15 protein-coding genes are annotated in these 17097 nt (G+C 38.6%); 1 reads left to right on the top strand and 14 read right to left on the bottom strand.

Going from position 1 to position 17097, the window contains the following annotated elements; all coding sequences use genetic code 11:
• Positions 1-446 precede the first annotated feature (446 nt).
• The 5 genes from J2Z82_RS16415 to J2Z82_RS16395 form a co-directional block, all read right to left on the bottom strand.
• Positions 447-1694 carry a DNA polymerase IV gene (locus tag J2Z82_RS16415; protein ID WP_209481903.1) on the bottom strand — a complete coding sequence of 416 codons (1248 nt, stop codon included), beginning with the start codon at positions 1692-1694 and terminating at the stop codon, positions 447-449.
• Between the two features lie 187 nt (positions 1695-1881).
• The gene (locus J2Z82_RS16410) at positions 1882-3009 is read right to left on the bottom strand and encodes a M20/M25/M40 family metallo-hydrolase (RefSeq protein ID WP_209481902.1); all 1128 of its coding nucleotides are present in this window, start codon (positions 3007-3009) and stop codon (positions 1882-1884) included.
• 22 nt (positions 3010-3031) lie between these two features.
• Entirely contained in the window at positions 3032-4579 is a 1548-nt protein-coding gene (locus tag J2Z82_RS16405) for an acyl-CoA carboxylase subunit beta (RefSeq protein WP_209481901.1), read from the bottom strand.
• Entirely contained in the window at positions 4579-5403 is an 825-nt protein-coding gene (gene mce, locus J2Z82_RS16400; RefSeq protein ID WP_209481900.1) for a methylmalonyl-CoA epimerase, read from the bottom strand. Before mce ends, J2Z82_RS16405 begins: the two co-directional genes overlap by 1 nt.
• A gap of 15 nt (positions 5404-5418) precedes the next feature.
• A complete protein-coding gene (locus tag J2Z82_RS16395) occupies positions 5419-7071 on the bottom strand; it encodes an acyl-CoA mutase large subunit family protein (protein WP_209481899.1) in 1653 nt (550 codons plus the stop codon).
• A 115-nt stretch (positions 7072-7186) separates the two neighbouring features.
• Between J2Z82_RS16395 and prli42 the strand changes: the two genes are divergently transcribed.
• Positions 7187-7318 (top strand): stressosome-associated protein Prli42, encoded by a 132-nt coding sequence (prli42, locus tag J2Z82_RS19450; protein ID WP_245251757.1) that lies wholly within the window; start codon positions 7187-7189, stop codon positions 7316-7318.
• A gap of 129 nt (positions 7319-7447) precedes the next feature.
• On the opposite strand, the gene J2Z82_RS16385 is transcribed toward prli42, so the two are convergent.
• The 9 genes from J2Z82_RS16385 to yqiS all read right to left on the bottom strand — a co-directional run bounded on the left by J2Z82_RS16385 (position 7448) and on the right by yqiS (position 17064).
• Positions 7448-8434, bottom strand: a complete 987-nt coding sequence (locus J2Z82_RS16385) for an aromatic acid exporter family protein (RefSeq protein WP_209481898.1) — start codon at positions 8432-8434, stop codon at positions 7448-7450.
• 196 nt (positions 8435-8630) lie between these two features.
• Positions 8631-9062: a BrxA/BrxB family bacilliredoxin gene (locus tag J2Z82_RS16380; RefSeq protein ID WP_209481897.1), complete on the bottom strand. Its 432-nt coding sequence runs from the start codon at positions 9060-9062 to the stop codon at positions 8631-8633.
• Positions 9063-9151: 89 nt separating this feature from the next.
• Complete coding sequence (locus tag J2Z82_RS16375; protein WP_209481896.1) at positions 9152-10423, bottom strand: dihydrolipoamide acetyltransferase family protein; 1272 nt, start codon at positions 10421-10423, stop codon at positions 9152-9154.
• Between the two features lie 56 nt (positions 10424-10479).
• Positions 10480-11463: an alpha-ketoacid dehydrogenase subunit beta gene (locus J2Z82_RS16370; RefSeq protein ID WP_092492625.1), complete on the bottom strand. Its 984-nt coding sequence runs from the start codon at positions 11461-11463 to the stop codon at positions 10480-10482.
• A gap of 15 nt (positions 11464-11478) precedes the next feature.
• Positions 11479-12471, bottom strand: a complete 993-nt coding sequence (locus J2Z82_RS16365) for a thiamine pyrophosphate-dependent dehydrogenase E1 component subunit alpha (RefSeq protein WP_209481895.1) — start codon at positions 12469-12471, stop codon at positions 11479-11481.
• A 21-nt stretch (positions 12472-12492) separates the two neighbouring features.
• Positions 12493-13914, bottom strand: a complete 1422-nt coding sequence (gene lpdA / locus J2Z82_RS16360; protein ID WP_209481894.1) for a dihydrolipoyl dehydrogenase — start codon at positions 13912-13914, stop codon at positions 12493-12495.
• Positions 13915-13936: 22 nt separating this feature from the next.
• On the bottom strand, positions 13937-15022 hold the full coding sequence (buk, locus tag J2Z82_RS16355) for a butyrate kinase (RefSeq protein WP_209481893.1): 1086 nt from the start codon (positions 15020-15022) through the stop codon (positions 13937-13939).
• 31 nt (positions 15023-15053) lie between these two features.
• A complete protein-coding gene (gene bcd, locus J2Z82_RS16350) occupies positions 15054-16148 on the bottom strand; it encodes a branched-chain amino acid dehydrogenase (RefSeq protein ID WP_209481892.1) in 1095 nt (364 codons plus the stop codon).
• Between the two features lie 13 nt (positions 16149-16161).
• Entirely contained in the window at positions 16162-17064 is a 903-nt protein-coding gene (yqiS, locus tag J2Z82_RS16345) for a phosphate butyryltransferase (RefSeq protein ID WP_209481891.1), read from the bottom strand.
• Positions 17065-17097: the final 33 nt, after the last annotated feature.

Raw genomic sequence — 17097 nt, 5'->3', positions numbered from 1 at the left:
TTTATTTCGTCCAGTAATTATTTGGAAATTCAATTGAAAATGGATACCAGTTACAGGAAATATTTAACCTGTGGATACATTTGCAAGGCTAGTGATCCTCGTTCCGTTATTTCCTTGAAAATCCTCAATTTAAGCTTGGGTTCGGAACCTCATTCCGCTATTTGACATTTTTGCTTCAAATTTGGCTGATTTTTTGCTATTAGCGGAACGAGGATCCGTCTCACCCTTTCAAGAGCACCTTTTCGGCCATTTAACGGAATGAGGATTCACTTCGATTGTGTGGTGGATCCTCGTTCCGTTATTTCCTCGAAAATCCCAATTTAGGCTTGGGGTCGGATCCTCATTTCGAATGGTAATACATTGCAATTACTTACTTAAATATAAATTAATGGAACCGAACCCACATTATTAATATGTGTGAAAGAAAACGTGGCCTATCTAAGATATTATCGCTTGTAGTCATCCAGAAAGTCTTTTTGAAAGCTTGTCCGGGGTTGTTCGTCCTTAACTTCATTCTGCAACTGCTTAAAAGGATTCTTCCCATACTTTTGGGATAGCTCATCAATAACAGCATATAATTTTTCCTTACCTGCTTCTTCTTCATACGTAAATAAATCAAGCTGTTTTGCGATATTTTGCTTTTCATCAACGTCCTGAACCGTAATTCCAAGCAATCGGATAGGATCCAAATTCCAGTGCTTTTGAAATAATTCGTTGGCAATGTGCAGTATATCTTCCTTTTTATCAATATAACTCTGCAATTTTTTACTTCGAGTGATTGTTTTATGATCATAGTAGCGAATCATAATCTGTACACTGCGACCAGCTGCTTGTTTGCGTTTCATTCGACGTTCAACATTATCTGTCAGCTGATGCATAAGACTACGTATTTCAGCTTCATTCGTAGTGTCTTCCGGTAATGTTTGCGAACTCCCTATGCTTTTAAATTCATGGATTGCCTCTGGATCAACAGGACGAGAATCAATACCATTTGCTCTATTTTTTAATCGTTCTCCGTTTATCCCCAGCACACGTTTCAGTTGATAAACATCTCCTTTTGCCAAATCACCAATTGTTTTGACATCAATTGCACGTAATTTTTCAGCGGTTTTTTCACCAACACCATACATTTCTTCAATTGGTAGTGGCCAAAGTTTATGAGAAAGATCCCGCTTTCGCAGAATTGTAATTCCTAATGGCTTTTTCATATCGGATGCCATCTTTGCCAAAAATTTATTTGGTGCAATTCCAATACTGCATGGCAGATCTAATTCATGCTGAATTTTTTGCTGCAAGTTTTGAGCAATCTCAATAGGAGTTCCGTGATGTTCACTTTCGGTTATATCCATATAACCTTCATCAATCGAAACAGGCTGTACAAATGGGGTTATTTCTGCAAGCATTTTAAACATTTCCTTTGATGCCGTACGATAACGTTCAAAATTTGGACGTAAAACGATTAATTCCGGACACAGCTTTTTAGCCTGCCATAACTGCATTGTTGTCTTTACACCTTTGGCTCTGGCCTCATAGCTGCTTGTCACAATTATCCCCTTACGTTGTTCAGGATTCCCAGCAATTGCTACAGGCTTACCTTTTAGTTTTGGGTTATAGGCCATTTCAACTGAAGCATAAAATGAGTTCATATCTAAATGAAAAATAACGCGGCCTTTTTTTGGATACCATTGTGACATACATATTACATCCTTTTTAGAACTGTTGTTTGTACCAACATTTTATCATACTATTAGAAAACTTGACTTATCGCCAAGCCCTAATATAGATAAGCCTTAGTTGCACTTATGCAGTAAGAAAGGATTTATACTTTCTTAACTGTCAAAAAAGACCCCTTTTGCTAAAAGAGGTCTTCATCATAATTACTTACTTGTTTGAAACTTCCTGTACGATTGCAGTGACTAGTTCTGTGATTTTAACTAATTCATCTACAGGGATACGTTCATTGGTTGTGTGAATCTCTTCATAACCAACTGCCAGATTCACAGTAGGAATTCCAAGTCCAGCAATTATATTAGCATCGCTTCCGCCACCGCTTTTCTTTAGGCTGCTGTCACGACCGATTGTTTTTGCTGCATTTCTGGCAACTTCCACAACTTCATCTCCTGCTTCATGCTTAAAGCCAGGATACATAATTTTTACTTCGACATCAGCACTTCCGCCGTATTCTTTAGCTGTACTCTCAAATGCATCTTTCATTTTCGCAACCTGTTCTTCCATTCTAGCAGGAATCAGTGATCTTGCTTCAGCTAGGATTTCTACATGATCACAAACAATATTCGTTTGCTTACCACCTTCAAAGCGTCCAATATTCGCAGTAGTATCATCATCAATCCGACCAAGAGGCATTTTGGAAATAGCTTTGGCGGCAAGTGTAATCGCAGAAACACCCTTTTCAGGGGCAACTCCAGCGTGTGCAGTTTTACCTTTCATTACAGTAAATAATTTGGCTTGAGTTGGTGCTGCGACAATAATATCACCTACAGTTCCATTGCTGTCTATTGCATAACCATACTTTGCATTTAGAAGTGATCCATCTAAAGCTTTAGCACCGACAAGGCCTGATTCCTCGCCGACTGTTATGACAAATTGAACGTCACCGTGTTTGATATTATTTTCTTTTAGTATCCGAATGGTTTCTAAAATAGCTGCTAAACCGGCTTTATCGTCAGCACCCAAAATGGTTGAACCATCAGATTTAATATAACCACCTTCAATTGATGGCTTAATTCCAGTACCAGGGACCACAGTGTCCATGTGAGAAGTGAAGTAAATTGGGTCTACACCTTCTTTATTTCCTTTCAGCGTACAAACCAAGTTACCTGCCCCGTGACCAGTTTCATTTTTACTATCGTCTTCTACTACATCTAAACCTAAATCAGTAAACATTTTTGTTAGTACTTCAGCAATTTTTGTTTCATGTTTCGTTTCGGAATCAATTTGAACGAGTTCCAGAAATTGATTGATCACTCTGTCTTTATTGATGGATGTCATAAATCGTTCCTCCTAAACTTTATTACAGCGGGATATTACCATGCTTTTTCTTCGGACGCTTTTCCTGTTTGTTATAAAGCATCTCTAATGCTTGAATTAATTTTACTCTAGTTTCTCTTGGGTCTATTACATCGTCAATCATACCAAGTCCCGCAGCAACATAAGGATTAGCAAATTTTTCACGGTATGTATGAATTTTTTCCTGGCGGGTTTCTTCTGGATTCTCACTATCCGCTATTTCCTTTGCAAATATAATATTGGCAGCACCTTCTGGCCCCATAACTGCTATTTCAGCATTCGGCCATGCATAAACCAAATCTGCTCCAATCGATTTACTGTTCAACGCAACATAAGCGCCACCAAAGGCTTTACGTGTAATCACTGTAATTTTTGGAACGGTTGCTTCTGAATATGCATAAAGAATTTTTGCGCCATGCCTGATTATACCGCCATGTTCTTGTTTTACACCCGGGAAAAATCCTGTTACATCCTCGAACGTAATTAATGCAATATTAAACGAATCACAGAACCGGATAAATCTTGCTGCTTTATCGCTTGAATCAATATCTAAACCACCTGCCAAGTATTTTGGCTGATTGCATACAAGCCCAATTGTTTGACCATTAACACGTGCGAATCCGACAACAATATTTTTAGCAAAGTCTTTATGGATTTCATAGAAGCTATTTGGATCAACAACCTGCTCAATCACACGCTTTACATCATATGGCCGTGTAGAATTAAATGGCACAATATCAGTTAAATCTGGACGTGTTTCATCGTTCAGTTCAGTCTCAGCTAATGGGGGTTTTTCCTCATTATTAGCAGGTAAATACTGTACTAAATCTTTCACAGCATCTAGAGCCTGTTCTTCATTTTCCGCTTTAATATGTGCATTTCCGCTTTTTGCATTATGTACATGGGCTCCACCAAGTTCTTCTGACGAGATTTGTTCACCAGTAACCGTTCCAATTACCTTAGGACCTGTTATAAACATTTGTGACGTTTTTTCTACCATAATGACAAAGTCTGTTATCGCTGGCGAATACACTGCACCTCCCGCACTGGGACCCATAATAACTGAAATTTGTGGTATAACACCTGAATAAATGGAGTTACGGTAAAAGACCTGACCATAACCATCAAGCGATGATACACCTTCTTGAATACGAGCGCCACCTGAATCGTTTAAACCGATAAAAGGAACACCATTTTTAGCTGCAAGATCCATTACAGCTGCAATTTTCTTGCCATGCATTTCGCCCAAAGCTCCACCATATACGGTGAAATCCTGTGCAAATAAGTAGATAGCCCGTCCATTTATTTTTCCATAGCCTGTTACAACACCTTCACCGTTTGCAGTTGAATTATTCATACCAAAGTCAGTTTCCCGATGTTCCATAAATGGGTTTAGCTCGACAAATGAGCCCTTATCAAGTAAATAATTTATTCGTTCTCTTGCAGTGAGTTTTCCTTTATCATGCTGTTTATCAATTCGCTCATCGCCACCACCAAGTTCAACCTGTCGTCGTTTATCGTACAGTTCGCTTATTTTATCAAAAATATCCATTATTTCTCACTTCCTTCTGGATGCTGACACATTTCAAAAAGTACCCCATTTGCTGCTTTTGGATGAATAAAAGCAATTTGGCTATCATGTGCGCCTTGTTTAGCCTCAGTGTTAATCAGTGGTATCCCCTTTGATTTAAAGGAATTAAGTCTTTCATCGATATTGTCTACTTCCAGTGCAATATGATGGACACCTTCCCCCTTTTTAGTGAGGAATTGTTTTATTGGAGATGATTCTTTTAATGGCTCCAGCAGCTCAATACGCGATTCACCAATCTTCAAAAATGCTACCTTAACACCTTCAGATTCCACAGTTTCCACACCCTCAAGCTCAAGGCCAAGTACTTCTGTATAGAATGAGAGTACATCGTCGATTTTATTTACAGCAATTCCAATATGAGCGATTTTTTTGGGAGGAGTTATAAAAGCTGATTCCGGATCGATAAGCTGTTGGATGTAAGTTGCTAAGACTTCGGTTGAAGAACCACTTGTAAATATCTTATTTACCCCTTGTTCAAGCAGGTACGGAATGTCCTCTGCCGGTATAACTCCTCCCCCAACAACTGGTATATCACTCGCATTACGTTCTCTAAGTGCTTCCATTACTTTTGGAAACAACGTTTTATGTGCACCGGATAAAGATGATAAACCGATAACATCCACATCTTCCTGGATTGCTGCTTGTGCTATTTGTACCGGGGATTGCCTGAGTCCCGTATAAATAACCTCCATGCCATGGTCACGTAAAGCTTGAGCAATAACTAATGCACCGCGATCATGACCATCCAACCCAGGCTTTGCAATTAAAACACGTATTTTTCCCATTTGACTCTCCCCCTCTTAAATTCCTGTATATTCACCAAATTCATCACGTAATACATTGCATATTTCCCCAATTGTTGCATATACCTTAACTGCTTCTAAAATAAATGGGATTAAATTGGCATTGCTGTCTTTTGCATTTTCTTTTATTGCTTCTAACGAATAATCTACTGCTTTCTGGTCACGTTGCTGACGAATAGTATTCATAGATTGTATTTGTGCTTGTTCTAGTGCTTCATCTACTTTAAGTAAATCTGGATTCACTTCTTCCTCAAGCTTATATTTGTTCAAACCTACAATAATTTCTTCTTCTTTTTCAATATTTTTTTGAGTTTCGTATGCTTTTTGCTGGATTTCACGTTGCATGAATCCTTCTTCAACAGCTTGAACAGCCCCACCAATCTCATGTATGCGATCCAAGTAGGCTTCCACATCCTTCTCGATTTGATCGGTAAGTTCTTCAACATAATAGGAACCAGCAAGTGGATCAACAGTGTCGGCTACTCCACTTTCATTTGCAATTATTTGTTGCGTTCGAAGTGCAATTCGTGCGGATTCTTCAGTAGGCAGTGATAATGCTTCATCACGAGAATTAGTATGCAAACTTTGTGTACCTCCAAGTACAGCAGCAAGCGCTTGCATCGTCACACGAACAATATTGTTGTCTGGCTGCTGGGCTGTTAGAGTTGATCCCCCGGTTTGAGTGTGAAAACGCATCTTCCAGCTTTTCGGATCTTTAGCTTGGTAATGCTCCTTCATGATTTTAGCCCAAATTCTTCTTGATGCACGAAACTTTGCGGCTTCTTCAAAGAAATTATTATGAGCATTAAAGAAAAAAGCAAGTCTTGGTGCAAACGCATCGATGTCGAGACCGGATTCCAATGCAGCGTCGACATATGCCATTCCATTTGCAATCGTAAATGCTGCTTCTTGTACAGCTGTAGAACCTGCCTCACGAATATGATATCCAGAAATACTAATGGTATTGAATTTCGGTACATTTTGCTGACAGTATTCAAATATGTTGGTAATTAGGCGCATCGACGGTTTTGGTGGAAAGATATACGTTCCCCTGGCAATATATTCTTTCAATATATCATTTTGAATCGTTCCAGTAAGCTTCTCCAATGGTACGCCTTGTTTTTCTCCGACTGCAATATACATACAAAGTAAAACAGATGCAGGAGCATTAATTGTCATTGATGTACTTACTTTATCAAGCGGGATTTGATCAAGCAATTTTTCCATATCCTGTAATGAATCAATTGCCACACCAACTTTTCCTACTTCACCTTCCGCCATAACATCATCTGAGTCATACCCAATTTGCGTTGGTAAGTCAAAGGCTACTGAAAGCCCTGTTTGACCCTGTTCTAATAAATAACGGAATCGTTTATTGGTTTCTTCAGCTGAACCAAATCCAGCATATTGTCGCATTGTCCAAAACCGGCTGCGATACATTGTTGGTTGTATTCCTCTTGTAAATGGATATGTACCTGGATAACCCAATTTATTTTCATAATCATTATCATTATCTGGAAAATATAATCGTTCAACATCGATATCAGAAGATGTTTTAAACGTATCCTTCCTTTCCGGGAAGCGTTCTAAAGTTCTATCAACAGACTTTTTCCAGCTTTCCTGTTGAGATCGAAATTTTTCATCACTCATATTAAAAAGACCCCCATTTTGAATTATTAAACACATTAATATATTATAGCACTTGTCCAATCCCATAATTAACGATAAAATACAATTAGGAAATGGAATTGAAGGAGGATTAAGATTGGCTAAAAATCAAAAACAAACACCAAGAAAAAAATCAAAGCGCGAACGTAAAATGAAAATTGTAATTTATATAATGATTATTGCAATGGTTTTATCTTCACTAACAACTGGACTAGTAATGTTTTTATAATAAAATTAGAAAATCTGCCTTATCATTATGGAATTTTCATGAAAGCGTATCTTGCTTTCATAGAGTTGAGTTGCACTTATGCAGTAAGAAAGGGATTTATACTTTCTTAACTGCAAATGAAAGACTGGATCAAACTGTTCCAGTCTTTTTTATTTTATTTCGTACAGAAACATCACTTGATTTGAACTTTTTCTTAAGTAATAAATAATCTTCTATTTCATGTAGCAGTCGAAACAGATTTGCTCGGGTCTCAAATTCTTCTTGTGTTTCAGGAAGATCTTCTGCATTAAAATTCTCACGTAACTTCTCAAGTTCATCTAAATAAATAATGGCAGTATTACCTGGATGCACAGCATTGGACAGTTTTTCAAAAAAGTCTGCTATTTTTATTGAGATTGAATCTGTATTCGGTAGTCTGCTGACCAAAGGAAGCATTTTCTGAAGCAGATCAAACTGTTTCCTGCGCATGGTGAAATAATCATGATATGGATGCCTGCTGCGTAATAAATGATTCTCCTTATCCAAGGATACCAAATGCTCAGCTTCTTGTAATAAGTTCTCACAAATCGTAAGTTCTTCTCCATCCCATCTATCATTTTTATCCCGTATGTATAAAGCAATTTCAAACAAAATAGCTTGAAAATTTTGTTCAAGTTCTTCCTGTTTTTGATTAAGGTTTTTTTCCAGACTAGGCATGTATAAATTAACAAGCAACCCTGTACCTATTCCGACAATTATCAGTAAGAATTGATCTGTTAAAAAAGATAATGAAATTCCTGCCGAACTATATAAGTTCAGGATAATAACCGAACTAGTTGCGATTCCTGGTGTAACCTTAAGTAAAACAGTTACTGGTATAAAGCAGGCGAGCATCACACCAACTACAATTGGGTTATAACCTAGTAACTCAAAAAATATAATAGCGAAAATACTGGCTGTTACACATGCTAAAAACCGATGCCATGCACTTAAAACAGATCGTTTTCTGGAAGGCTGGATACATAAAATGGTTAATATACCAGCGGACACAAAATTCGTTAAACCCAATAATTGAGCAATCGAAATAGCAATAGGCGTACCAATTGCTGTCTTGATTGTTCGAGAGCCAATTTTCACGACAAAATCTCCTTTGATACGGAATGAGCACACTCTAAATTAATCCTAAGGAAAATTAGGTGTTTACTAAGGCTTAATGGTAAATGCTTTAGTTGCACTTATACAGTAAGAAAGGTTATCTTTCTTGACTGCTAAAAAAATGAGACTGACCCTTTTTCATTGAGACAGCCTCATCACAACTAGAAAAACTAGTTTATTATATTTCTTCACAGTGTTCATCAAAAACATGTTGAAGCTTGCCTATAACATCTACTGCGCTATAGCCTTCTATATCATGGCGCTCTAACATCGTAACAATTTTACCATCTTTTAATAAAGCAAATGATGGTGATGAAGGTGGGTACCCCTCAAAATACTCTCTAGCTTTTTCGGTAGCTTCACGATCTTGCCCTGCGAAAACAGTAACTAAATGTTCTGGTCTCTTATCATAATGTATCGCATTCGCTGCTGCAGGGCGAGCTACCCCTCCAGCACATCCACAAGTTGAATTAACCATTACTAATGTGGATCCCTGACGCTTCATTACTTCATCGACCGATTCAGGAGTATGTAACTCCTCGTAACCTGCTTCTTTTATGTCTTTACGCGCTGCATCTACAACGTCGTTCATGAATAAGTTAAAATCCATATGAACATCCATCCCTTTTTAAGAGTAATTATAGCTTAACTATAATCAGCTTATCAATTTTATTGTCAGATTTCAATTCAAATAACTTGCTAGTATACATTCGTTGTTTCTTTATTCGTATTTTCCAATATTTCTTTTACTCTTGCTAAAAATTGACCACAAACTAACCCATCTAATATTCGATGGTCAAGTGATAATGACAGATTTACCATATCACGGGCAGCAAACATATCATTAATAATGACAGGCCGTTTAACAATCGATTCAACCTGCAATATTGCTGCCTGTGGGTGATTAATGACACCCATGGAATGAATTGAACCAAATGACCCAGTATTGTTGACAGTGAATGTCCCGCCTTTCATATCATCTGATGTCAGTTTTCCGGAACGTGCCTTCATTGCCAATTCATAAATGTCTTTTGCAATGCCTTTAATGTTTTTCTCGTCTGCATTTTTAATAACGGGCACAAAAAGTTCTTGATCCTTCGCGACAGCAATAGATAAATTAATATCCTTACGTTGGATGATCTTATCTTCAGCCCACGTACTATTTAGCTGCGGATATTCTTTCAGTGCTTGAGCAACCGCTTTTACGAAAAATGCAAAGAAAGTAAGGCCAAATCCTTCTTTCTGTTTAAATTCATCCTTAACTTCACCTCGAAAGTTAACAAGGTCTGTTACATCTGCTTCAACAGTCATCCATGCATGTGGAATTTCCTGTGTCGATCGTACCATGTTTTGTGCGATTGCTTTTCTCACACCAGTAACAGGAATTTCAATATCCCCTGCTTGCGTTGTTTGCTGTGGTGCAGGTGTTGATTTTTGACTTGATTCCTGTTTTTGTACTGAAGCAGCTTTAGAATCACTTTTCGATTCATCTGCTTTCGGAACTTCTCCTGAAGCTATGACTTTCTCAATATCTTTCCTCGTAATTCTTCCGCCTCGGCCAGATCCATTAACTTGATTAAGATCAATGTCATTTTCCTGCGCCATTCGTAATACAGCAGGTGAGTATCGCTTCTTCATTGATTGATCTTCAGATGACGCTTCTTCTTTAGCTATTTCTTGTTTTTCATTACTGGACTTAGGTTCTGAACCTGTATCAGAAGATGAACCACCTTCTGTATCGATATAACACATCAGTTCTCCTACCTCAATGGTATCCCCTTCTTGTGCTATCAGTTCTTTAATCGTACCTGTAAAAGATGATGGTACTTCAGCATTTACTTTATCTGTCATTACTTCGGCAATAGGATCATATTTGTTTACCTTATCTCCGGCACCAACAAGCCATGAACTTATTGTCCCTTCTGTTACACTTTCACCAAGCTGCGGCATATTGATTTTTTCAGAAGCCATAATAGGTCCCTCCTTTTATCCGTTTAAAATATAATTATGAAGAGCTTTTTTTGATTTTAAAATTCTGCTAGTTCACGTATTGCTTTTTCAACTTTATCCGGGTTAATCATAAAATACTTCTCCATTGTTGGTGCGTACGGCATTGAAGGTACATCCGGTCCAGCTAGACGCTGCACAGGTGCATCCAGGTCAAACAAACAGTTTTCTGCGATAATAGCTGCTACTTCACCGATAATACTACCTTCTTTATTATCCTCCGTAATCAGCAATACTTTCCCAGTTTTTCTTGCTGCTTCTATAATTGCTTCTTTATCTAGTGGATAGACAGTTCTTAAATCAAGGATATGTGCGTCAACGCCTTCCTCTTCCAGCTTTTCTGCAGCTTGAAGGGCAAAATGTACGGATAAGCCATAAGTTATAACTGTAACGTCAGAGCCTTCTCTTTTTACATCAGCTTTTCCGATTGGCAGCACATAATCGTCTTCTGGAACTTCCCCTTTTAACAAACGATAAGCACGTTTATGTTCAAAAAATAAAACTGGATCGTTATCTCGAATAGCTGCTTTTAATAAACCTTTTACATCATATGGTGTTGATGGCATGACAATTTTCAGCCCAGGCTGATTAGCAAACACAGCTTCTACTGATTGTGAATGGTATAAGGCTCCATGAACGCCACCACCGTAAGGAGCCCGAATCGTCATCGGCACATTCCAATCATTATTTGAACGGTAACGCATTTTTGCAGCTTCAGAAATAATTTGGTTAACTGCTGGCATTATAAAATCGGCAAACTGCATCTCAGCAACTGGACGCATTCCATACATAGAAGCACCGATGCCTACACCCGCAATTGCAGATTCCGCTAGCGGTGTGTCCAAAACACGGTAATCTCCAAATTCGTCATATAGTCCTTTGGTCGCGCCAAACACCCCACCTTTTTTACCTACATCTTCCCCTAAAACAAAAACTTTTTCATCACGTCTCATTTCTTCGGTTAATGCAGCTGTAACTGCTTGAATATACGACATTACTGGCATTTTAATATTCCCTCCCTACTCTTCATATACATATTTTAATGCTGATTCGGCTTCTGCATAGGCTGCATCTTCCGCGTAGTCTGTTGCTTCATTTACAATTTCAACGAATTCATCATTGATTTCTTTTTCTAATTCTTCTGTAAGTATACCTTCCTCTTTTAAATAAGCAGCAAAGGTAATAAGTGAGTCTTTTTTCTTTGCCTCTTCTACCTCTTCGCTCTCGCGGTACTGACTATCATCATCATCACTTGAGTGGGCAGTTAATCGGTAAGACACTGCTTCTATTAATGTTGGTCCTTCTCCTTTAGCAGCGCGTTCTCTAGCTTCATAGACAGCCTCATACACAGCTAATGGATCATTACCATCTACTGTTAAACCTGGCATACCATACCCTTGAGCACGATCAGAAACCTTTTCACTCGCTATTTGTCTTTCCATAGGAACCGAAATGGCATATTTATTATTTTCAACCATCGTTATAACTGGTAACTTATGAACTCCGGCAAAATTTAAACCTTCGTGAAAATCCCCTTGGTTTGATGAACCTTCACCTAAAGTAACTAGCGATACGATATCTTTCTTTTCCATCTTTGCAGCAAGTGCTATCCCAACTGCATGCGGGAGTTGCGTTGTTACAGGTGAAGATCCTGATAGAATTCTATTTTTCTTTTGACCAAAATGTCCTGGCATTTGACGTCCACCAGAATTCGGATCTTCTGCTTTGGCAAAAGCTGAGAGCATTAACTCCTTGGCAGTCATCCCAAAAGCCAGAACTACTCCCATGTCACGATAATATGGTGCAACATAATCCACTTCACGGTTTAATGCAAAAGATGCTCCTACTTGTGCTGCCTCCTGACCCTGACAGGAAATTACAAAAGGAATTTTACCAGCACGATTTAATAACCACATGCGCTCATCAATTTTTCGAGCTAGAAGCATAGTTTTATACATGTCAATAACTTGGTCATTGGTTAAACCCAATGATTCATGGCGATTTTTAGCCATAATGATTCCCTCCTTTTCGGATTATCCGTGTATTTGCTTTTCATCAACTGCTAGCGCTGCTTCACCCATTATTTCAGAAAGTGTCGGATGCGGATGAATGGTGTGAGCAACTTCCCATGAAGCTGCATCAAGAACTTTTGCCAGTCCTGCTTCTGATATCATGTCGGTTACATGCGGACCAATCATGTGCACCCCTATTAAGTCTTCATTATTTTTATCAGCAATTACTTTTACAAAGCCATCTGATTCCCCATGGACTAATGCTTTCCCGATTGCTTTAAAAGGGAACTTGCCAACTTTAACTTCAATTCCTTTTTCTTTTGCTTGTTTCTCAGTTAACCCCACACTTGCAACTTCCGGATTGGAATATATACACGTTGGGACACTGTCATAATCCATAGGTAATGGATTCTTGTCAGCCATATGTTCAACAGCAATAATTCCTTCGTGTGATGCAACATGCGCTAATTGCATACCACCAATCACATCACCAATAGCATAGATATGAGATTCTTTCGTTTGGTAATGTTTATTTGTTTGAATTACGTCCCTTTCAACAACAATATCAGTATTTTCTAGGCCAATATTCGTTGTATTTGCTTTGCGACCAACGGATACAAGCATCTTGTCAGCATCAAATGTTTCATTTTTACCATTGATTTCAGCATCAACTGTTACACCTTTTTCTTTTTGAAGTGTGTCAGGTAATACTTTTGCGCTTTTAACAAAGGTAATCCCTTTATTTTTTAACAGTTTCTCCACTTCTTTCGCAATTGCCTCATCTTCAGTTGGTAAAATCTGATCGAGGAATTCAACTACAGTGACCTTGACACCAAAATCTGCCAACATGGAGGCCCATTCTATACCAATTACACCGCCACCAACTATGATGATTGAAGACGGTAATTCTTCCATATGTAAAGCCTCATCAGAAGTCATCACAATTTCGCCATCAATATCTAAACCAGGAAGTGACTTAGGTTTTGAGCCTGTTGCAACCAATACATTTTTAGGTACGATCATAGTATTTTCGTCACCGTTCTCATACTCAATAGAAATTGTCCCAGGCATCGGCGAGAAAATACTAGGGCCCAGAATACGACCGAATCCTTCATATACATCAATTTTCCCTTTTTTCATAAGTCCTTGTACACCTTGATGCAGACTTTTTACAATGCTATCTTTTCGTTCTTGTACTTTCACAAAATTTAGGGTTGTATCATTTGTGTCGACACCATACTCACTTGCTTCTTTAGTCTGTTTAAATACTTCGGCGCTTCGTAACAACGCCTTAGATGGAATACACCCACGATGTAAACATGTTCCCCCAAGTTGTCCCTTTTCTACAACAGCAACCTGCATACCAAGTTGTGATGCACGTATTGCTGCTACATATCCGCCAGTTCCTCCACCGAGGATGACAAGGTCATAATCTTTCGCCATTCTTTACACACTCCTTTATCTCTTAATTAACTAGATAAGTTTTAGATGATTCTTCTCCTCTAAGCACCCGTAATGTTCCTTCGTTAAGTGCTTGTAATTCATTTTCTCCTGGGTAAATAGTTGTATCAGCAATCCATTTGACTCGCTCAGATATCATATCTACAAAAGATCTTCCATACGCTAATCCACCTGTTAAAACTATTGCATCGACATTCCCTTTTAGTACAGTACTCATAGAACCAATCTCTTTAGCAATTTGATATGCCATTGCATCGTAAACGGAAGTCGCATATTCGTCGCCAGTATCTATGCGACTTTCCACCTCAACAGCATCATTTGTTTGCAAATATGCCATTAATCCGCCACGACCTACTAGTTTTCTCATTATTTCGTCACGATAATATTGTCCAGAAAAACATAAGGCAACTAAGTCACCCGCTGGTACTGTACCTGCACGTTCGGGAGAAAAAGGACCATCACCATGGAGTCCATTATTAACATCAATAACCTTTCCGTTTTGGTGAGCACCTATAGTAATCCCGCCTCCCATATGAGTAACAATGAGGTTAACGTCTGTGTAGGGTTTCCCTATATCTTTCGCTGCACGTCTAGCTACAGCCTTTTGGTTTAGTGCATGAAAAATACTTTTTCTGGGAATTTCAGGGACTCCTGAATAACGTGCGATTTCATTAAACTCATCAACTACCACCGGGTCAACGATAAATGAAGGAATGTTCAAACCTGCAGCAATTTCATAAGCAATTATGCCACCTAAATTCGACGCATGTTCACCGTTATAACCAATCTTTAAGTCTTCAAGCATTGCCTCATTTACTTCATAAGTTCCACCCTCAATCGGACGCAAAAGACCCCCCCGGCCACAAACAGCACTCAGTTTTGAGATATTTATCCCTTCATAATCTAGTTGTTCGAGTATTACTCTCCTTCGAAAATCGTATTGATCTATCACACGGCTGAACTGTGCTATGTTATCAGCATCGTGACGAATTGTCTTTTCAAAAATACAATTTTCATTATCGAATACACCTATTTTCGTTGATGTTGATCCTGGATTAATGACTAATATTCTAAAGAGTTGATTTAACAATTCTACTTACCTCCGTAACCTAAGACTGGCTCTACCGTCTGCTAAGAGTATGATGACCGTTTAATAGAAATTGACTTCGTGATGTGCTAACTGACTTAATCCGTTCCTCAGCCATGCGGTCTGCTGCAACATATGTTGGTACGTTATCGCGCCTGGAGATTTCAAATACACGAGTTAAACTGTCGTATATCGTTTCAACTTTTTTCATTGCTCTATGCTGATTGTAGCCATTAAGCTCATCCGCAACATTAATTACCCCGCCAGAGTTAATAACATAGTCTGGTGCATAAACAATTCCTTTTTCATGAATGATATCACCATGTTCTGTTGATTTAAGCTGGTTGTTGGCGGATCCAGCAATTACTTTAGCTTTTAATTGCGGTATAGTATCATCATTTATTGTTGCTCCCAAAGCACATGGGGCATAAATGTCACAATCTACAGCATAGATATCGTCTGGTCCTACTGCTTCAGCACCAAATGCATCTACAGCACGCTGCACTGCTTCTTTATTTATATCTGTAACAATTAATTTCGCACCCTCTTCATGCAGGTATTCACACATTGTGTAAGCAACATTTCCGACACCCTGTACGGCCACTGTTTTACCCTCAAGAGAATCGTTACCATATGCTTCCATTGCAGCCGCTTTTATTCCTTTATAAACTCCGTAAGCCGTTACTGGTGAAGGATTACCGGATGATCCGAATTCTGGTGAGATACCTGTAACAAAGTCTGTCTCCATATGAATTAAATCCATATCTTGAACCGTAGTCCCTACATCCTCAGCAGTAATATAACGACCATTTAGGCTTTGGATATATCTGCCAAAGGCCCGGAATAACTCCGGATTTTTGTCTTTTTTAGGGTCTCCAATAATAACTGTCTTTCCCCCACCAAGGTTAAGACCAGCCGCTGCGTTTTTGTATGTCATACCTTTTGCTAAACGCAGTGCGTCCTCAATAGCGTCAGCTTCAGAATCGTATGTCCACATTCTTGTTCCGCCAAGAGCAGGTCCAAGAGTAGTATCGTGAATCGCGATAATTGCTTTTAATCCAGAATTTTTATCCTGACAAAAAACAAGTTGTTCATAATCATAACTTTCCATATAAGTAAAAATTTCCATAATAATGTTCCTCCTAAAATGTTTTTGAAGATACTAGTGCTAAAGATAAAGAATATAATTTACTATCACTTGAGTCAGTTCGAGATGTTAATACAATTGGTGCTTTTGCCCCGCTAATGACAGCGGCAACCTTTGCATTGGCAAAATACATAAATGATTTATATAGTGCATTACCTACTTCAATTGTAGGTACCATTAAAATGTCTGCATTCCCTGCTACTTCAGAGTGTATACCTTTGTGATCGGAAGCTTTACGGGATACAGCATTATCAAATGCTAAAGGTCCATCAATTGTACACCCCTTAATCTGATTACGTTTTTGCATCTGAGTTAACAAAGCAGCATCCGTAGTCGCTTGCATTGCTGGATTGACAACTTCGACCGCAGCAAGCACGGCAACATTCGGGTTAGATATATTAACTCCTCTGGCAACCTGAACCGCATTGTTTATAATTTGTTCTTTTTCCTGCAATGTAGGCGTTAAGTTCATTGCCGCATCAGTTAAAAAAACAAGTCGATCCTGATTTGGAATTTCAAATAGCGCGACATGTGATAAAACACCGCCAGTGCGTAAGCCGCTTTCTTTATTCAAAACTGCTTTTAACAATTCTTTAGTGGAAACATTCCCCTTCATCAGGATATCGGCTTTTCTATCATGGACTGCTTTAACAGCAGCATCAGAAGGCTTACTGTCGACATGGATGATAGTTATCTGTCCCTTCGTCAAATCCAATTCGACGGTTCTTGCCATTTTTTGGATTTCTTGTTTAATGCCAAATAATAGAAAAGAACATAATGACTGATCTACAGCCTTTTTAACAGCAAGTAATACCTCTTCATCTGCTGCATTTGCTATCGAGACAACTTGATTTTTTTCGCGTTGAGCCTGTTGTTTGAGCTCTGTTAATGTCTGCATTGGATACCTCCAGCCTCCCTAACACTATATATA

This window comes from Virgibacillus litoralis (genome assembly GCF_017873675.1).
Classification (GTDB): Bacteria; Bacillota; Bacilli; order Bacillales; family Amphibacillaceae; genus Lentibacillus; species Lentibacillus litoralis.
Note: the sequence above shows the minus strand (reverse complement) of the source record. Positions and strands in the feature narration are given on the sequence as shown.